Source organism: Trichodesmium erythraeum IMS101 (assembly GCF_000014265.1).
Classification (GTDB): Bacteria; Cyanobacteriota; Cyanobacteriia; order Cyanobacteriales; family Microcoleaceae; genus Trichodesmium; species Trichodesmium erythraeum.
The window spans coordinates 3,552,326-3,569,749 of the sequence record NC_008312.1 but is presented as its reverse complement, the minus strand read 5'-3'; the positions used below and the strand labels follow the sequence as shown (position 1 = coordinate 3,569,749).

Here is a 17,424-nt window from a genome sequence, read left to right as displayed (position 1 = left end):
CCAGTGAAATTTTTCCAGATTAGCGAAAATACTGATAAAAACCAAGTAGATTTAGAAGAAAAAAAGGTTTCTCAGAGGTTACCTTTGGAAGTTAGTTCAGAAAAGGGAGAAGTTTTAATTCCTACTAATTCTCAATCAGAAGAAGAAGAAAGAAAGGTACAAAAAGCAGGGGCATGGGCAGTATTTGCTTCAACGTTTGTGACAATATTCTTAGCAGAAATTGGTGATAAAACTCAACTTACTACTTTGCTAATGACTGCTGAGTCTCAAGCTCCTTGGATAGTATTTGCAGGTGCAGGTAGTGCCTTAGTAATTACAAGTTTATTGGGGGTTTTGTTAGGTCAATGGTTAGCTAGTCACCTTTCTCCAAAAACTATAGAAAGGTCGGCAGGAGCTATTTTATTGCTAATATCTTTGACTTTGATATTTGAAGTTTTTTATGAAAATTTTCATGGTTAATAAATTATGTATTATTTCAGTTATCAGGATTAAGAATATGGAATTTCTGATAAGTATTTACAGAAAATTATTGGTCGCATTAATGTTGAGAAAAGAATGAGTTTTTAGCTGTTAAAGTGTAGAATTTCTTTTTTTAGTTAGTTAAATTTAGGAGTAAGTGGTAGGGGCATTTTACTAGAGATTAGTGTACCTGATTGAGATGAAGTTTACTAGTTTAATATACTATATTTATGAGTGAAAATTTTATGGGATTAATTTTTTTATTCTTTCTGGTTTATTCTAATTTTTTGGTTTATTAATTAACTATGGATTGGCAACTTTTAGGTTTAAGTTTTATTGCAGTTTTCTTATCTGAATTAGGAGATAAAAGTCAATTGGCGGCGATCGCTCTGGGTGGGTCTTCAAAGTTTCCCCAAGCAGTATTTTTAGGTACTGCATCTGCTCTATTATTAACGAGTTTTTTAGGAGTTTTAGTAGGGCAAGGAATGGCAGAAATTTTACCAACAAATATAGTAAAAATTACTGCTGCAACTGGATTTGCTTTTATGGGTCTTCGTCTTTTATTGTCTGGTGAGGAGAAGTCAGGGGAGTCTGAAGATAGTTAGGTTTAGGTTTTGTTTTAAGTAATATTTTCTGGGATTTTAAATTTGATGTTTTATTAATAATAATTAATCATATTTTTACAACTAAAATTTTGTAGGGATGTTCTATGAAACTTCCCTATTTTTGTATGCTAAAATGAAAATTTATGTATATTATTTAGTTGTTAAAATCTGACTCAGATTTATCTATTTTTGAAATGTTTTCATTGTAGCGATCGCGAAGTTCTGGAGATAAATCATCTGGATTTATTATTGTCTCTTTAACTTTGGCTTTTTGTGGGTTAGTTTGATGGTGAGGAGAACCAATTTTTGTCTTTGCTTCTCGCACAAATTTTATTTCTTCAGCTAAGTCAAAAAGGGAAACTTTTTGAGCTTTTGCTTCTCTGATAACTGCTCGACTTGCTGCGGAAATTACAACATTTAAAATATCACCTCCAGCGAGGTTTTCAGATTCGTTTGCTAACAATTCTAGATTAATATCTTCTGTAGTTGGTATTTCTTTTGGCAGTAAATGTTCCCATAATTTCATGCGACATTCTTTGTCTGGTATAGCAGTCGAAGCAAAGATTAGGACATAATGCTCGAAAAATTATCTAGGAAAGATTATGCCTTCTCCTTATAGCTATGACTTAAGACAAAAAGTTATTAAGGCCATTGATGGTGGGATGAGTAAAACTCAAGTAAGTTCTATATTTAAGATTAGTCGTAATACCATCAATACTTGGTTACATAGAAGAAGAGAAACTGGGGATATAAAAGCAAAAACAGGTTATCAAAAAGGATATAATCCCAAAATACCAGACTTAGAACAATTCAGAAAATTTGCCCAGATTAATGGCAGTAAAACTCAAAAAGAAATGGCTGATGAATGGCCAGATAAGGTAAGCGATCGCACTATAAGTAAAGCCTTAAAAAAAATTGGTTATACAAGAAAAAAAAACTTACGGTTACAGAGAAAGAGATGAAGACAAAAGAAAGAAATTTCTGGCCAAAATTCGCGATAAAAGGCCGGAACAGCTAGTGTATATAGATGAATCAGGTATGGATAATAGAGAAGATTATGGTTATGGATGGAATGAATTGGGAAAAAGATATTACGATTTAAAGTCAGGAAAAAGAAGTCTAAGGGTAAGTATTGTAAGTGGTTTGTGTGAAGGAAAATTAGTTGCTCCATTAACATTTGAAGGCTCTTGTAACCGTGTAGTTTTTGAAAAATGGTTGAGAGAAAAATTGTTGCCACAATTAAAAACAGGACAATTAGTAATATTAGACAATGCAAGTTTTCATAAATCCCAAAAAGTTAGAGAATTAATAGAATCAGTGAATTGTGAGCTTGAATATTTACCACCATATTCTCCTGACTTAAATGAAATAGAACATTATTGGTTTCCAATTAAAAATCGAGTCAGAAAGTCAGAAGGAACAATAGAAAATTTTCGCATTGAGAGTTGATTATGCTGTTAAGTTAACGTCCTAACCTTTGCTTCGATTGCTATAATTCAAATTCAATGTGTGCTAAAATGCGACGGACAAATGCTCCATCATAGTTTTTGGCGAGGTTCGTGGCAAAAATTACGACTCCATCAAATTTGTCTAGTTGAAGTAACATTACGGAACGACTAACATTAACTCCATGATCGGAACTTTGGGTGACATTAGTTAATCTTTTTCCTAAGATAGAGTCAGCTTCATCAAAGAATAAAACTGAGTCAGTTTCTTGGGCTTTTTTAAAAGCTGCGGTAATGTTTTTTGGGGTTTCACCTACATATTTAGACTCAATTTCTGCGTAGTTAACTTTGATGATTTTTTTCTTTAAAATGTGAGCGATCGCTTCTGCACAAAAAGTTTTACCTGTACCTGGTAACCCAAATAAATTAATTGCGGTACGTTTACCTCTGGGGTCAATACTTTTTAAGTTCCATTGGTAATATAAAATATCGTGATATTTAATTCTATTCAGTGCTGTATCAATTCTATTTTTGACGGTTGAGGGAACTATTAGATCGTCTAAACTTCTCTGAGGTTCTTCTGGGATAAACATTTCCATTCTGTTTATTTCAGTTGTTTTATCAGAGGAATTATTGGTGGGAGTTTGTTGAGGAGGTTTGTTAATATTTGTAGTTTTTATTTCCTCTGTTTTTGTATTTGTACTTTTTTGTCTTTCCCATCCTGTAGGCATAAATTAATTCTCCTTATAATAATTTGCTAAATATTGAAAAATTAAGTAGTTAGTTAAAAGTTTAGACTATTAAATTTTTTTCCTGGCTACAGATTAATTTATTTTTAGTCAAGTAAATCCATAATTTTGCGCTTATAATATCCTTGTTTTTCTAGTTCCTTTATAACATCTTCATCATCTATTTCACTCATATTATATTCAGTTTCTGATATGATAGTTTTCCCTGTTTTTTCAGTTTTAATAAAGATTCTAGAACGCACAGTTCCAACCATTGAATCTAGTTTAACCCAAGCATCCATTAAATCACTTTTTGCCAAACCTTGTTGACGTAACCATTTAGCAACTATTTCTCGTATATCATCCCATAATTTAACAACAATTAATGTTCCTACAGCTGCCGCTACTAACATACCTACTGCGACTAACCAACGCATAATATTTATTCTCCTATATCTATTAGTTATCCCAGGGAAAATTCCAGGGACGAGTCACAATATTACTACCACTTCTGAGAAATTCTGACCTAATTGTTTCTGGTAGTTCATCCCATTTCCAACTACTAGCAACGGAAAAATATGTACCGTTTTTGTAATCTAAATTTAGACGAATTTCTATATCATTAAAAGATGATAATTTAGTAAAAGTTAGTCTAGCATAATCAACTATTTCGTTAATCCTAGCAATTATTTTAGGATTTGCTATACCCCGAATAGTTTGTAATATTTCTTGACTGGGTATGCCTAATTTTTCTGCTAATGATATAGATAATTTTTCCTCAAACCAGCTATCAATATTCCTGCGATTTTCTGCTTCACTTTGTTTAGTTAAAAAATAGATACCTATACCTACTCCTATAACTGCAATAATAGAAATGGCAAGCCAGTCAATTTTGATTTGATTCATTTTTTTTTACCCTAAATACTTAATTTTTTTGAGCAAAACATACTAGTTAACTAAGCAGACATATCCATTTCGTCATCGCGATTTTTTGTTACATCAATTTCACTTTCACTTTTTCCTTTGCTGAGAAATTCTTTACGCACATCTTCAGGTAATTCATCCCAATTAACTTTCTCTTCTGTCTCTACTTTTACAGGAACTTTTTCACCAGACTCGAGAACTTTAATTACCCAAGATGTAACTCTTCTTATCCATTTGTTTGATGACTTTCTTTCTAGTGTTACTACTTGCTTTAACAAAAATTTACGCAACTTTTTCCAGGCTTTGCGAATGATCTTACGGGTATCAACAGCTTGATTATCTAAAGCACTAAATGCTTTTCTTACTGCACTTTCAATTGAAGGAATATTATTTTTAATCCAAGGAAAAAGACTATCTTCTGCCCAGCCTAAAATTTGATCCCAAAATATTAATGCGAAAGTTGCTGAAACCCCTAAAGCACCTGCTATAGCCCACATAAATAGTGGAATTGGCATAATTTTACTCCTTTGGATAAAGTTTAAAAGTTAATTTTTTTTCACCCTCGCGTAACCACTCTGAACGTACATCTTCAGGTAAACTATCTCTATCTAATTCCTGTTCTATTCTTGTTACTATTGGTTTGTTTTCTTTAATGTAATAAATTTCTATTTGACGATTATAAGTTTGAACTTTGAGTAATTCAGGTTCATAATTTACTTTAGGTTCATAATTTACTTTAATAGTTAAAATTAATGCTTTTGCGGCTTCGAGAAGTGTCGGGTTAATTTCTGATCCTTCTTTTACTAATTGTTCGTCAAACTCTCTACAAAGTTTATAGGTAATTCTTAAACATTGGGTAATTCTTAAAGGTTCAGATCTTGGTTGAGGCAAGTTTTTTTGCAGAAATTTGGCAATGCTTTGATAAACTTCCTGTCTGTTAGAAATATCATTGTCTGGTTCAATTTCTAAAACATTAAAAATATCGTTCAAAGCATTTTTTACTTCTTTTGGTAAATCTTTTTGGTGTAGATACTTTATAACTGTATAGAATGGTTTTTTTAATAAGCGAGATAATTCCCTTTCTTTCATAAATCAACCTAGTGACTTAATTTTTACTATCCTTCTATTGCATCACATTTTTTTTCTATTGTCAGTAGGGAATAGTCGGCATAAGTAGGGAATTTAATGATGAAAAAAAGTCTCTTTTATCATTAAATTTGGTAAAAAAAATTGTTGTGTAGGATAATGTAGGACTACAATACATATAAAGTCCTTTACCTAACCTCATCTATGGATATCCAAGAAATATTGAATTTAGCTGACCATCTCATCTTTAACAAAACAGGAAAACATTTAGAAGACCTACAACAAGCTATATTAAAGGGTGTTTTTCAAGGTAAAAAATATTCAGAAATAGCTCAAGAATGTCAATGCACTAACGGTCATGTCAGGGATGTTGCTTCAGAATTATGGAAAACTTTTTCAGATACTTTTGGAGAACAAGTAAATAAATCTAATCTACGTACCACATTTGAAAGATGGCAGTTTTCAATAGTTTCATCTCCAAAGATAGAAAAAGACTTTATAGGAATTAAAAATATAAATTTTTGCCCGGAAACTTCCCCTTCTTCAGAAACTATAAAACCTGAAAATTTGACTCAGCCAAATATTAACAAATGCCAGACTATTCCTCGACCAAAAATAAACCTATCAGATGCACCAGACTATAAAAAATTCTATGGTCGAAATCAGGAAATAAAAACTCTGAAAAAATGGATTCTCCAAGAACAAAAAAAATTAGTAATTCTCCATGGAATAATTGGTATTGGCAAAACAGCATTAGCTCTCCAACTAATCAAAAATATTCAAAATAAGTTCGACTATATAATTTGGCAAAGTCTGCGAGACTCCCCACCTCTTAAAACAATTCAAACTAACCTCATTAAATTTATTTCTAACCAAAAATTGACTATTGAAACTTCAGGAAATTCCTATCTTCTAGAAAATTTGAGAAAGCACCGTTGCCTGATAATACTAGATGACATCCAAACAATATTTAGCAGTAGGAAACTAGCAAGTCATTACCTGCCAGAATATGAAAACTACAGTCAATTTTTCCAACTTATTGGCGAACTCTCTCATCAGAGTTGTTGCTTAATTATTAGTAGAGAAAAACTTAGAGAAATTAGCAGTGGTAAAAATACATCTGTTCGCTCATTACATCTGAAAGGTTTAGATGAGGAAGCAGCTATAAAAATTCTCAAAGACCAAGATCTAGAAGTAGACGCTCAAGGGCAAAAACTAATTAATTTTTATCAAGGCAACCCGACTTGGTTAAATATAATTGCTACTACTATTAATGATTTATTTGCTGGGAGCGTCTCAGAATTATTTCAATATGACTCCCTATTTTTAGATGCAGATATCAAAGAATTATTACATCAGCAGTTTGCCCGTTTATCAGAGTTAGAAAAACAAATAATCTCTCACTTAGCAACTAAAACTGAAGCAGTGGCTATTTCAACTTTATTAGATAATTTACAAATACCACTTTCAGATTTATTGAACATAATTAAATCTTTGCAGCGACGTTCTCTAATAGAAAAACAAGAAAACAATTTTATTCTTTTACCTTTGCTGAAACTATATTTTTTATCCAATGAAGTAGGAGCAAATTCCCATTTGTCTCTACATTCTTGCGGTTAGTAAATTTGATAGGAGAGAAAATTTACAGCAGATTTCTGGCAAATTATGTATACAGTAAATAGTGAAAATAATGTAGTGTGAGCATCTTACTACTGTAGCTTTACTTTATAACAATGGAAAGTTCTGTATTAATAGTATAGACACTGCTATAGCAATCTGAAATAGTTTCTAATATTAAATCTATTTGAGACACTAATTAATATTTATGAAGGCAAGGTACTTATAGGGCAAACAGGAGGTATAAGGGTTTGAAAGGAATTAAAATAAATATGTTTTTGATAACTGAACTTAGTATAATATTTGATCATAGGAGTTAAGTTTTAAAACCTAAGTTAAAATGACATTGGAAGACTAAAACCCTAATTTTTTTTTACCAATTATTTATGAACGCTACATCTTTAATTGCATTAATTAAGTCTGATAATAGATGAGTAGGTAGTCAAAAATAGATATAATTAACAAATATAGAAAAAAATTTCATTGAGGTAAAATAATTATGCTAATGTTGTGAATTTGCTTAAATAAATTACTCTCGCATAATTTTTACAATAGCCAAAAATAAAACTAGTAAATAAGTATATTAACAATCAAATTTATGAAAAACTAATGCCACAAGAAAAACAAGGAAATACTAAATGCTTAAATACTAACAAACAAAACTGGTTAATATTCCTAAAATATTCGGTAAGTTATAAACAGAATATTCCTCTAAATCTATAACTATTGTTTTAGATTCTAACTCTATAAATTGCCAAGCATTACCAGTAGTAATAACTCCATAAATCTTGGGAATTTCTTTGCCTTTGCTTTGATTAAAAATTTGAGCAGCAAGCATTTCTGCCATACATTGAGCTAAACCATTTCTCAGGTTATCGTTTTTAGCTTCTACTAAAGTTATTACTGGTGCTTTGAGAACTATTTGCTGAGTTGATAAACTGATAATAAAGTCACAAAAAACATTTAATCCTAAATCTGGATTAACATTAAACTCAATCCCTGAAAATAAACTTATCTGGTTATTAGATATTTTTTTAATTCTGCTAATATCGGCGCAATAATAAATTCTGAACAAGCTTTTTCCGAAGCGATCGCTACTGCTAATGGTAAATAATATTCTAAAGCTTCTTGAATAAATTTACTGGGATAAACTTCTGGTAGTTGATTAAATTTACCCAATTTTTCGACCAAGTTGAGATTAAAATTTGCCAGAACTTCTTCTAGGGTAAATCTACTATAAAACATTATTTTTTCGACGTTGATTATTTAGTAGTTGTCCATTCTAAAGGTAGTCTATTATATTATTTTGTTGAATGAAAATGAGGAGTATCTTGCTTCTTTGCGACAGGGGTAGTAGAGTTTTTCATCTACTTCTACCATTACACAAAACAAACTACCTATTATTTTTCTATTCTTTTTTTTAGTTAAAGCTAATAGGGTGAGTAAATATTTACTAATTGAGATAATTAGATCTCAAATAAAATTTACTCACCCTAATTTTTTTGACTATTTTCTAGCACGGTAAAAATAATTATTAATCTATCTTTGTTGGTTGTCGGTAACACCAACCGAATAAAGTAGCACCAATAACCAATTTAATTATTTCTAATAACCAGTATCCGCCGTGCATTTGGTTCATTGCCACAGGAACTTCTTTAACTGACTCAAATAAACTTAGATTAATACCCAAAGCAGTCATTTGAGGAGTTAAACCGTAGGTATCAATTAGAACTATTCCTAATAATATTATAGAAAAAATAATTGCTGTTTTACTCTTTTTAATAAAATTACTAGCCTTTATAAAACATTATTTTTTCGACGTTGCTTATTTAGTAGTTGTCCATTCTAAAGGTAGTCTATTATATTATTTTGTTGAATAAAAATGAGGAGTATCTTGCTTCTTTGCGACAGGGGTAGTAGAGTTTTTCATCTACTTCTACAATTACACAAAACAAACTACCTATTATTTTTCTATTCTTTTTTTTAGTTAAAGCTAATAGGGTGAGTAAATATTTACTAATTGAGATAATTAGATCTCAAATAAAATTTACTCACCCTAATTTTTTTGACTATTTTCTAGCACGGTAAAAATAATTATTAATCTATCTTTGTTGGTTGTCGGTAACACCAACCGAATAAAGTAGCACCAATAACCAATTTAATTATTTCTAATAACCAGTATCCGCCGTGCATTTGGTTCATTGCCACAGGAACTTCTTTAACTGACTCAAATAAACTTAGATTAATACCCAAAGCAGTCATTTGAGGAGTTAAACCGTAGGTATCAATTAGAACTATTCCTAATAATATTATAGAAAAAATAATTGCTGTTTTACTCTTTTTAATAAAATTACTAGCCTTAGTACTTAACACTAATAAACCTGTTAAACCTAAGCTGGCACAAAGTAATTCAACTCGGTTAAATACAGAAAATATTACTGAACCTGCTACTGTAAAATCTGGTGTATTCATCATCCCAGAAGCATACATACTTGGCATAATTACTAGGTCTAAAACTATGCAGGCGCTTAACCAGAAACCTAGAGTTAAACAAACTATTGTTTGCCAACGTTGTTGATTATATTTTAGATTTGGAGAAATAATTGTCATCGACTTTTACCTTAATGTATCTAGCGACTGATTTACAGCTTAACGAAAATTCTACTCAATTAGTATTAAGTAGTATTAAGTATTTTTACAATTTGCTTTTAATCGGAAATAAGAATAGAAAAAAAAAGAAAAATAACTATACTTCATTAACATCAGAAACGGTATATATACTTCCTAGGATAGGTTGCAACATTTTAGAAAAGAGAGTTTTGCCTCTAAACTAAAGTTAAAATGAAATTTATAAAATGGGATTTATATAACCAAACCCCTATAGTTTTTTTTCATAAATTTTCTAATAAAACCATATAGTGTTTACTAATTTGAGTAATTACCTAAATATTTTTAGCATTGTTAAAATTTACTAAAGAATACCTATAAAATAAAAAAAAATTAAATTAAAAAACGAATGTTTAGAGAGCAAGAAAATTTAGAGCTTACTGAATAAGTTTTATGGGTGAATGTAGTCAGCAAATAATTAGAATAAATAGACATTACAGAGGATGTAGTCATAATTATTTTACCTCAATTTTTCTGCTCTTCATAACTTAAAAATTGATAATTTTAGGCTGATAATAGCAAAAAGCTTGTATCTTTTTCAGACAAAAAAAGCTAAAGCTTCATTTGTAAATACTTTCAGTTTTTTTTTCGACAAACCCTATTTAATTATTCTCAAAAAATTATTTTTGATTTCTATATTTTTTCTAGATGCTTAAACCAAGTAAAATATAATCCTATCGACAACAAAATAAACATTAATAATAAAATACCAAAACTATCCCACTGTTTCATCATTAAAATTATTCCCATTAAAAATAAAACCAACTGCCAAGGAATTGCAATAAATGTTGCCAGAATATCTCGTCGATTTTCTCTTTTAATTTTTGCTTGAATATTGGTTGGTAAATTCTTACTAACTACTCCCCAAAAACCAAAAGGTCGAGTTACCCGATAAAAATTATCAATCACTTCCAAATTAGTTGATGGAGTTAACAATGTTCCTAAAATACATCCTAAAAAAGAACAAATACTTGGAACTAAAAACAGAATATATTCTTGAAGTTGAGGCAGATTCAAAAAAGGTAAAATAACTGCTTTTGTCAAAATAGCTCCAACTAAACCTGCACCAGTACCAATGGCAAATCCATAACCATTAAATCGCCACCAATACCATCTCAATACTAAAGGAATAAACAACCCAGTTCCTAACCCTAAAGTTAACCATCCCCAAATATCATTAATATTCGTAATATTAAAACTAAAAATTAATCCCAAACTAACAATAACAACCGAAGCTAAACGACCTTGATTAACCAATTGTTGATTATTAGCTTCAGGTTTAATATAAGCTTGATAAATATCCTTTACCCAATAGGCAGCACTAGCATTAATTATCGAATCAAAAGTTGACATTGCAGCAGCAATAAAACAGGCAACCAATAAACCTTTAACTCCCGCTGGAATATATTCAGAAATTACAGTAGGCAAGACTAATTCTGGGTCAGAAATTATCTGATTTTTCAAACCATAATCTATTCCTAATATTGCCAAAGATGTAACCAAAGGCCAGCGAAAAGATAGTAAAAAAATCCAGAATAAAGAAAGTAAACCAGCTTCCCGATCATTCTTAGCAGCGAAGTAACGTTGAATCATATAACCACCTCCTCCAGCACCGCCTTCTAGAAATACTTTAAAAACATAAAATAACATCACGCCACCAAACAAATTAAAAATACTATAATCTCCTGGTAAGTCAATTTTAATTGGTGGAAAAAGACTGCTCCATTCTCTCAAACTCAATTCTTGTAATTGTTCCGTACCTGGAATTGAAACCACAAAATTCTCTGGTAAGTTTACTATTTGAAAAGCCAGAAAACAGATATATATAATTGCAACAAAAATCAAAATTCCCTGGAAAACATCTGTCAAAACAACCCCATAAAATCCACTTACAGCTGTATAGATAAGAGCCAATAAAATCAGCAATATTCCAGCAACTCTATCATCAATACCTAAAAATCCTCCTAAAAATTTTCCTCCTCCAAGAGCAAAATAACTCATGGTACCAATAGCAAAAATAATATTAGCAACCGCACTAATAATTCTGGCTATATTTCCTTCCCTATTCTTACCAAAACGTAACTCCATCCATTCTGCAATAGTCATTACTTGAGCCCGACGATTCCACTTTCCCATAAACGTCATTAGGAACGCCATAATTAATACAACTCCACCCCGAATTTCAATAAAAAAGCCCTTAGTTCCCAGAGAATAGACTAAAGAAGTTAATAGCATAGTACCAGCTAAATCAGTATTAGAAGCCATACCAGAAGCACCCAAAATCCACCAAGGAAGATTACGATTTCCGAGAAAGTAAGACTCTATTCCTGTCGATGCTTTTCTTTGTATAAAAAATCCAAAGATTACTATAAATAACAGATAAATTGTAACAATTATATAATCAATTTTTTCCATAAAAATATCTCTAAATCAAAAAAAATTAGCCTTCAAAATTTAAGTATTGAGTTCATTTTTTTTGATGTGTAAGAATGAGATTTAAACCTCTACCTCTAAAGCTGATAGCTAGTTAATTAATTTGAGTAATATTAATACTGTAGGTTGGTCAATATTACTAACTCTCAGAATTAATATTACTCATTTCCCAAGTAGTATAAGTACCAATAGGACTCCAAAATATATAGGGTAATAATAAAATTATTGCCCAACTATTAATTTGCCAGATACTCAAAATTAGGATTATACTTAATACAAAACCAGTTCCCCCAATAATTGTTCCTACCTGCAAATTTTGTGTCCTAAACATAACAGGTGTGTAAGCTATTGTCACTATTTCTAATAATAAATATAGTGCCATCAATAACCAAGTTTTTTGAGTTCCTGGTTCTTGTTCCCAAATAATATATGCAGACCAACCGCCACAAATAAAAATCGTCGTCCAAATTAAGGGTATTAATCTTTCAAAAGTTAACCAACTTGGTCTTTGTAAACGTCTAAACCATTGAACATCACTAGAACGAATAAAGAAATTACTACTAAATGGTATTAAGAAAGTAACACTGCCAATTATTACCCAAGATTTAATCATTTTTTTTGTAGTTTATCGTTGTATAGTAAACGCGAAAAAATTTAACTATTTAGCTACTGAAGTTTAGAAATCACTAGAAAATATAAAAGTGAAAAACATAATAATTAGTCAAACAAAATAAGTAACAAATAGTTTTTAATATGTACTTAAAACAACCTCTCTTTAAGTATAATTATCTTGAACAAGATATTCAATTAGTACGTTGACATTTTTCAAGGGTAAAAATGCCAAGCAGTTACTTTTTTTCAGGTAACGTAAATAATCAGCTATTAGGCATCTATTTATAAAAATAACTCAAACTTAGCTAGATATATCAGGAAACAGGTTAATTAAATATAAAACATTTACTCTGTCAGTGTTTGATGCTATTTTTAATTTTTTTTTGCCCAAGTACTGATATTACCCAACAAAAACAATTGTCAAAAATTTATTTTCTGTGATTAACAAACATTAGCGATATACAAATTAATTAATCAAGTCGATGATTTTGTTCTACTTCTATACTAGACTCATCCTCATCATCTTCAGGAATAAGAAAATTACCATTTTGAGGTTGTAAAACAGCTTTAATTGTTTTCATAAAACGATTTGATGAAACTTTACCATTAAGTTTTTGACGTGCTTTTACTTTTTTAACTAGATGTCGCATTACAGATAAATCTAATTCATCTATAAAATGATCAGCAATTCTTTCTCCCATTACATCAATTGCTTCCGAATACTGATCTTTCAACATTTCTATTGCTGCATAACCTTCATTATTAACTTGTTCTAAAGTATCATTTACTCCATCATTGGTATAATTATTATATTGACCATTATCTATCAGATTATTTTTGTATTCTTGGACAGATTTTTGTGACTTAATTTGACGATGTTCTATAAAAGTTTGATATTCAATAATGCTCATGCCAAGATTGTAAATATGATGGTGTACATGATCTATTAAATCAACTTCATCTGGGCTATAGTAACCCAGACTACTATCAATATTATGTAATTGAGCCCAACTTTTTAGGTTTTTTTCATCCTGTAAGTTGTATCTTTCTAACATTTGAATGGTAGTTAAATCACTTTGTGGCCTTACTTTAAAATCGCTCATTAATCAATTCTCCCTAAAATTATTTCAGATATATTTATATGATATATTATATGATATATATTAACTTTAAAGATACTTTAAGTTATCAATTATGGATGAGAATAGAATCAAATTTTTATCAGTTGTATATAACTCTGAAAAACTTATAAAAATAAAATTTCAACTCAATAAATATTCCTGGTTAATCTTAAAAACAAATAAGAGAATATTATGTTTATAGAAAATTAATTTTAGTTGTGTCAAATACTGGCTGCTTTTAGTCAAAATGTAATAAGCAACAGGCAAGAATATTTATCAGAATTTTTACTGTTTTTTCTTAAATAACCAGAATAACCAGATTTTTTTTAGATATTATTTAAAAACGTTATATATGCCATCCAATAATATGGATAATAACTGTAATCTTACAACTTAAATTTATTAGTAAATAGTAAAAAAAGTAATTTATTTAGATTTTTCTTTGTTTACAACTTTTATAAATAATTTCTACTATAATAGAGTATCATTTACAATTAAAAAGTTAACTGTTACTTAATAATTAAAAATTAAACTGTTAATATAGAAGCTATAACTATGCCTGTATATGATTATTTCTGTCCAAGTAATAACCAAAAACTAGAAGTTTGGCACAGCATAAATGAAAATGTCACAACTTGGGGTCAGCTATGTAAGTTAGCTAGATGTGATGTCGGTGAAACTTCAGAAGACACTCCTGTGAAACGTATGATCAGTGCCCCTAGAGTAATAATAGAAATGGGAATTAGTGATCTAAAAAGCCACGGATTTAGTAAATTAGTAAAACGAGATCAAGGAGTTTATGAAAACCTAACAGCAACAAATGATGAAAGTCGCATAGTTAATATAAATGATCATAGTACCTATCCTAATTTTCCAGACAAATTAGGAGACTAAAATTTTACACAAATCTCCTATTTCCATCTCCACGAATTTGCTACCTATTGATCTATAAAATTAGAATTATCAAACCTTTGTAGCGCAAGTATATTGCTAGATAAAACTATACCTCACCCTTGAAGCTATCTGCTTAAAAATTGAAATACTTTACAGCTATAACCAATAGTTTTGAATTAAACATCTAATTTTTTGCAGAACATTCCGGCAAGGAAATACTTAAAGTCATAGTATTCAAATTAATGATTAATAATAGACTTTTTTTTTAAAGATTCTCCCGCCGTTATGTTCCCGTTCCCAAATTGGTATTTGTGGAGAGATATAATGAGTAAAAAACTGCTGATAATTTCCAAAGGACTTGGGAAATTTAGTTATTTTTCATTTGTGATAACCTAAAACCTAACCACTTATTCTTTTCCAGACAAAAACTCTCGCAAACGAAGCAAACTAAAAGTTTGACCCAAATTTATAGGAAACATAGATATTCCTTCTAGACGAGACTGTATCCAACCATCTCCCCAGTACCACTCATGAAATCCATCAATGCTTTGACTAAGGAGTAATCTCAAACAATTAGGCCCTACTACATCAACATAATGCTTAATTTCTATTAGGCCAACCGAAGTTTGAAACTTTACACCTTCAGATAATTGTTCTGGTAGTCCAGGAGAAAAATTCTGAGGCCATAACCATGTTTGTAACTGAGATGGACGTAACAAACTATCTCTTATGGTAGCTTCGGCAGCTTCTATCTCAATCCTGAGATGGCTTTTTTGAAAAGTACCTAACATAATAATCTAGTAACTAGTAACAGTAGATATCAATTTACAGCAGATAACTCTAAGGGTGGGGTACAGCTATAGTAGACAACATGCCCGGGATACGAAACTTTTTATTTAAAAGTCGCTTGCTCGAGCGATATCTTCTTAAACCTTGTAATTCATATACTTAAAATCTGCTGTATCCCAGACAAATTTTACCTGTAGTATTCCAACAGGGTTATGATAAAGAAGTCATAATTATTAGGCAATGTAAGGATTTCTCCAATGGCAGATCAACTAATTAGAGCTATGGCAGCAGAAGGCGGCATTCGTGCTGTTGGTGTAATTACCACTCGCTTAACCGAAGAAGCAAGACAACGACATAAGCTTTCTTGGGTAGCCTCTGTAGTTCTTGGCCGAACAATGGCAGCCGGACTATTATTAGCCTCTAGTATGAAAACTCCAGAATCAAGAGTTAACATTAGGGTCCAGGGCAATGGTCCATTAGGAGAGGTACTAGTTGATGCTGGCCTAGATGGAACTGTACGAGGTTATGTTAATAATCCTACCATTGAGCTATTACCAAATAAAATTGGCAAACATGATATAGGAAAAGCAGTAGGCAATCAAGGCTACTTATATATAGTAAGAGATATCGGCTATGGTTATCCATACTCCGGTACGGTAGAATTAGTATCTGGAGAAATTGGAGATGACATTACCCATTATTTAGCAAAATCAGAACAAACGCCATCAGCTTTAGTGCTAGGAGTATTCGTCGATAAAGAAGGAGTACAGACGGCAGGAGGAATTTTGTTGCAGGTTATGCCCAAAGTAGCTATAGATGAAGAATTAGTTCAAGTCTTAGAATCTCGTATAGCTTCTCTATCAGGATTTACTTCTTTACTGCACTCAGGCAAGACATTACCAGAAATTTTCCAAGAACTTTTGGGAGATATGGGCTTAAATATATTACCCGAAGCTCAAATAGTTCGTTTTAAATGTGACTGTTCTATGGAAAAAGTATTGCGGGCTTTAAGAATGTTTGGTGTAGACGAACTACAAAATATGATTGAAGAAGATAAGGGTGCCGAGGTAACCTGTGAATTTTGTTCACAATTGTATCAAGCAAGTCCAAAAGAGCTCACACAAATTATTCAAGACTTACAACAACCTTCTACAGAAGTTCCTCTTGGACAATTACGTAGGTCATCTCATTAATACCTTCTAAATATCTAGACATCTCTAAATATGCCTCCCATCAGCGAGGTGAAAGTGATTTTTGAATTATATTTCCACCGCCCTACTGGAAAAGTTGGTTAATATGCCACTCAATTACTGGATGTGATATTTCCTCTTGGATTTTTATGAAATATATATTAGGAAGTAGTAAACAGCCCAGTACAAGTCAACTCCATTATTGATGCTTGAACCAGAGGATTTTAGTATCCTTATCAAATGTTAATATTAAAAAACTATTGGGCAATTTATTAGAATAACATTGCTAAAATAGTTCCATTGTGTAATGTGGTGCATATTGATATCTAAAATTTAAGCTGTAAAAGGTATTTAGCAATGAGTCTTCTAGCAAAATTTTAGTTGATCAGCCCACTAAACATTCTCTACTGTAGATATTTGTCTAGGATTATCTATAAAATTAGACTTTAGAAAACAGCATATGAGTCAACTTCTGGTATTATGCTTTATGGCGACCCTGATGAGCATTTTAATTACGGCTGGCTGATTAAATCTAAAAAACTGATATAGTAAGGATTTAAGGTATTTTACATCAGATATTATACCCTATTTTTAGCTAAAATGTATCAAGTATAAGCTATCTATAATTTATGCTCTACATACAGAATAGTAGGCCAGTGTGACATGGCACCAGAAAATTTTGAGCTGCCATTTAATGGCCAGCATTTTCTAGGTAATCCTTGGGTAGTGATAGCTAGTTTAATTGCTTCACAGGACTTGGTCGATGAATATGCGATCAATTTCTCTATATAAATAGGAGTGCCTGAGTTAAATTTTAGAATGGCATTAGGGGCGTTAATTATTAAAGAAGATTT

Annotated in this window: 20 protein-coding genes; 6 read left to right on the top strand and 14 right to left on the bottom strand. The window is 30.9% G+C overall.

Features of this window, described 5'->3' with window-relative positions; all coding sequences use genetic code 11:
* The first annotated feature begins 3 nt into the window (after positions 1-3).
* Together TERY_RS10960 and TERY_RS10955 are read left to right on the top strand one after the other, a co-directional pair.
* Positions 4-459 carry a TMEM165/GDT1 family protein gene (locus TERY_RS10960; RefSeq protein WP_011611893.1) on the top strand — a complete coding sequence of 152 codons (456 nt, stop codon included), beginning with the start codon at positions 4-6 and terminating at the stop codon, positions 457-459.
* A 305-nt stretch (positions 460-764) separates the two neighbouring features.
* Positions 765-1,064: a TMEM165/GDT1 family protein gene (locus tag TERY_RS10955; protein ID WP_011611892.1), complete on the top strand. Its 300-nt coding sequence runs from the start codon at positions 765-767 to the stop codon at positions 1,062-1,064.
* Positions 1,065-1,218: 154 nt separating this feature from the next.
* Here the strand turns inward: TERY_RS10955 and TERY_RS10950 are convergent, their stop codons facing one another.
* A complete protein-coding gene (locus TERY_RS10950; protein ID WP_011611891.1) occupies positions 1,219-1,590 on the bottom strand; it encodes a hypothetical protein in 372 nt (123 codons plus the stop codon).
* Between the two features lie 76 nt (positions 1,591-1,666).
* Between TERY_RS10950 and TERY_RS30545 the strand changes: the two genes are divergently transcribed.
* A protein-coding gene (locus TERY_RS30545) for an IS630-like element ISTer1 family transposase (protein ID WP_076611779.1) occupies positions 1,667-2,513 on the top strand; the annotation gives its coding sequence in 2 pieces (ribosomal slippage) (positions 1,667-1,972 and positions 1,974-2,513; 846 coding nt in all).
* Between the two features lie 40 nt (positions 2,514-2,553).
* Here the strand turns inward: TERY_RS30545 and TERY_RS10935 are convergent.
* The 5 genes from TERY_RS10935 to TERY_RS10915 all read right to left on the bottom strand — a co-directional run bounded on the left by TERY_RS10935 (position 2,554) and on the right by TERY_RS10915 (position 5,250).
* Positions 2,554-3,240 carry an AAA family ATPase gene (locus TERY_RS10935; RefSeq protein WP_011611889.1) on the bottom strand — a complete coding sequence of 229 codons (687 nt, stop codon included), beginning with the start codon at positions 3,238-3,240 and terminating at the stop codon, positions 2,554-2,556.
* 104 nt (positions 3,241-3,344) lie between these two features.
* On the bottom strand, positions 3,345-3,674 hold the full coding sequence (locus tag TERY_RS10930; protein WP_011611888.1) for a hypothetical protein: 330 nt from the start codon (positions 3,672-3,674) through the stop codon (positions 3,345-3,347).
* A gap of 22 nt (positions 3,675-3,696) precedes the next feature.
* Positions 3,697-4,143: a hypothetical protein gene (locus TERY_RS10925; protein ID WP_011611887.1), complete on the bottom strand. Its 447-nt coding sequence runs from the start codon at positions 4,141-4,143 to the stop codon at positions 3,697-3,699.
* A gap of 50 nt (positions 4,144-4,193) precedes the next feature.
* Positions 4,194-4,676 (bottom strand): hypothetical protein, encoded by a 483-nt coding sequence (locus TERY_RS10920; protein ID WP_011611886.1) that lies wholly within the window; start codon positions 4,674-4,676, stop codon positions 4,194-4,196.
* Between the two features lie 4 nt (positions 4,677-4,680).
* Positions 4,681-5,250, bottom strand: coding sequence for a hypothetical protein (locus tag TERY_RS10915; protein WP_011611885.1), 570 nt, complete (start codon positions 5,248-5,250; stop codon positions 4,681-4,683).
* A 201-nt stretch (positions 5,251-5,451) separates the two neighbouring features.
* Here TERY_RS10915 and TERY_RS10910 point away from each other — a divergent pair, with 201 nt between their 5' ends.
* Positions 5,452-6,867 (top strand): NB-ARC domain-containing protein, encoded by a 1,416-nt coding sequence (locus TERY_RS10910; protein WP_011611884.1) that lies wholly within the window; start codon positions 5,452-5,454, stop codon positions 6,865-6,867.
* 646 nt (positions 6,868-7,513) lie between these two features.
* On the opposite strand, the gene TERY_RS10905 is transcribed toward TERY_RS10910, so the two are convergent.
* The 7 genes from TERY_RS10905 to TERY_RS10880 all read right to left on the bottom strand — a co-directional run bounded on the left by TERY_RS10905 (position 7,514) and on the right by TERY_RS10880 (position 13,679).
* A complete protein-coding gene (locus TERY_RS10905) occupies positions 7,514-7,939 on the bottom strand; it encodes a hypothetical protein (RefSeq protein ID WP_370497051.1) in 426 nt (141 codons plus the stop codon).
* A complete protein-coding gene (locus TERY_RS36780) occupies positions 7,876-8,109 on the bottom strand; it encodes a hypothetical protein (protein ID WP_370497049.1) in 234 nt (77 codons plus the stop codon). Before TERY_RS36780 ends, TERY_RS10905 begins: the two co-directional genes overlap by 64 nt.
* 289 nt (positions 8,110-8,398) lie before the next feature.
* Positions 8,399-8,563: a hypothetical protein gene (locus TERY_RS36775; RefSeq protein WP_011611883.1), complete on the bottom strand. Its 165-nt coding sequence runs from the start codon at positions 8,561-8,563 to the stop codon at positions 8,399-8,401.
* 398 nt (positions 8,564-8,961) lie between these two features.
* Positions 8,962-9,474: a DUF4149 domain-containing protein gene (locus TERY_RS10895; RefSeq protein ID WP_011611882.1), complete on the bottom strand. Its 513-nt coding sequence runs from the start codon at positions 9,472-9,474 to the stop codon at positions 8,962-8,964.
* 690 nt (positions 9,475-10,164) lie between these two features.
* Positions 10,165-11,946: a sodium:solute symporter family transporter gene (locus TERY_RS10890; protein ID WP_011611881.1), complete on the bottom strand. Its 1,782-nt coding sequence runs from the start codon at positions 11,944-11,946 to the stop codon at positions 10,165-10,167.
* 157 nt (positions 11,947-12,103) lie between these two features.
* Complete coding sequence (locus TERY_RS10885) at positions 12,104-12,577, bottom strand: tryptophan-rich sensory protein (protein WP_011611880.1); 474 nt, start codon at positions 12,575-12,577, stop codon at positions 12,104-12,106.
* 469 nt (positions 12,578-13,046) lie between these two features.
* Positions 13,047-13,679: a hypothetical protein gene (locus TERY_RS10880; protein WP_011611879.1), complete on the bottom strand. Its 633-nt coding sequence runs from the start codon at positions 13,677-13,679 to the stop codon at positions 13,047-13,049.
* A gap of 573 nt (positions 13,680-14,252) precedes the next feature.
* Here TERY_RS10880 and TERY_RS10875 point away from each other — a divergent pair.
* Positions 14,253-14,591 (top strand): hypothetical protein, encoded by a 339-nt coding sequence (locus tag TERY_RS10875; protein WP_011611878.1) that lies wholly within the window; start codon positions 14,253-14,255, stop codon positions 14,589-14,591.
* 407 nt (positions 14,592-14,998) lie between these two features.
* On the opposite strand, the gene TERY_RS10870 is transcribed toward TERY_RS10875, so the two are convergent.
* Positions 14,999-15,382 carry a hypothetical protein gene (locus TERY_RS10870; RefSeq protein WP_011611877.1) on the bottom strand — a complete coding sequence of 128 codons (384 nt, stop codon included), beginning with the start codon at positions 15,380-15,382 and terminating at the stop codon, positions 14,999-15,001.
* A 255-nt stretch (positions 15,383-15,637) separates the two neighbouring features.
* Here TERY_RS10870 and hslO point away from each other — a divergent pair, with 255 nt between their 5' ends.
* Positions 15,638-16,573 carry an Hsp33 family molecular chaperone HslO gene (gene hslO / locus TERY_RS10865; RefSeq protein ID WP_011611876.1) on the top strand — a complete coding sequence of 312 codons (936 nt, stop codon included), beginning with the start codon at positions 15,638-15,640 and terminating at the stop codon, positions 16,571-16,573.
* The last annotated feature ends 851 nt before the right edge of the window (positions 16,574-17,424 follow it).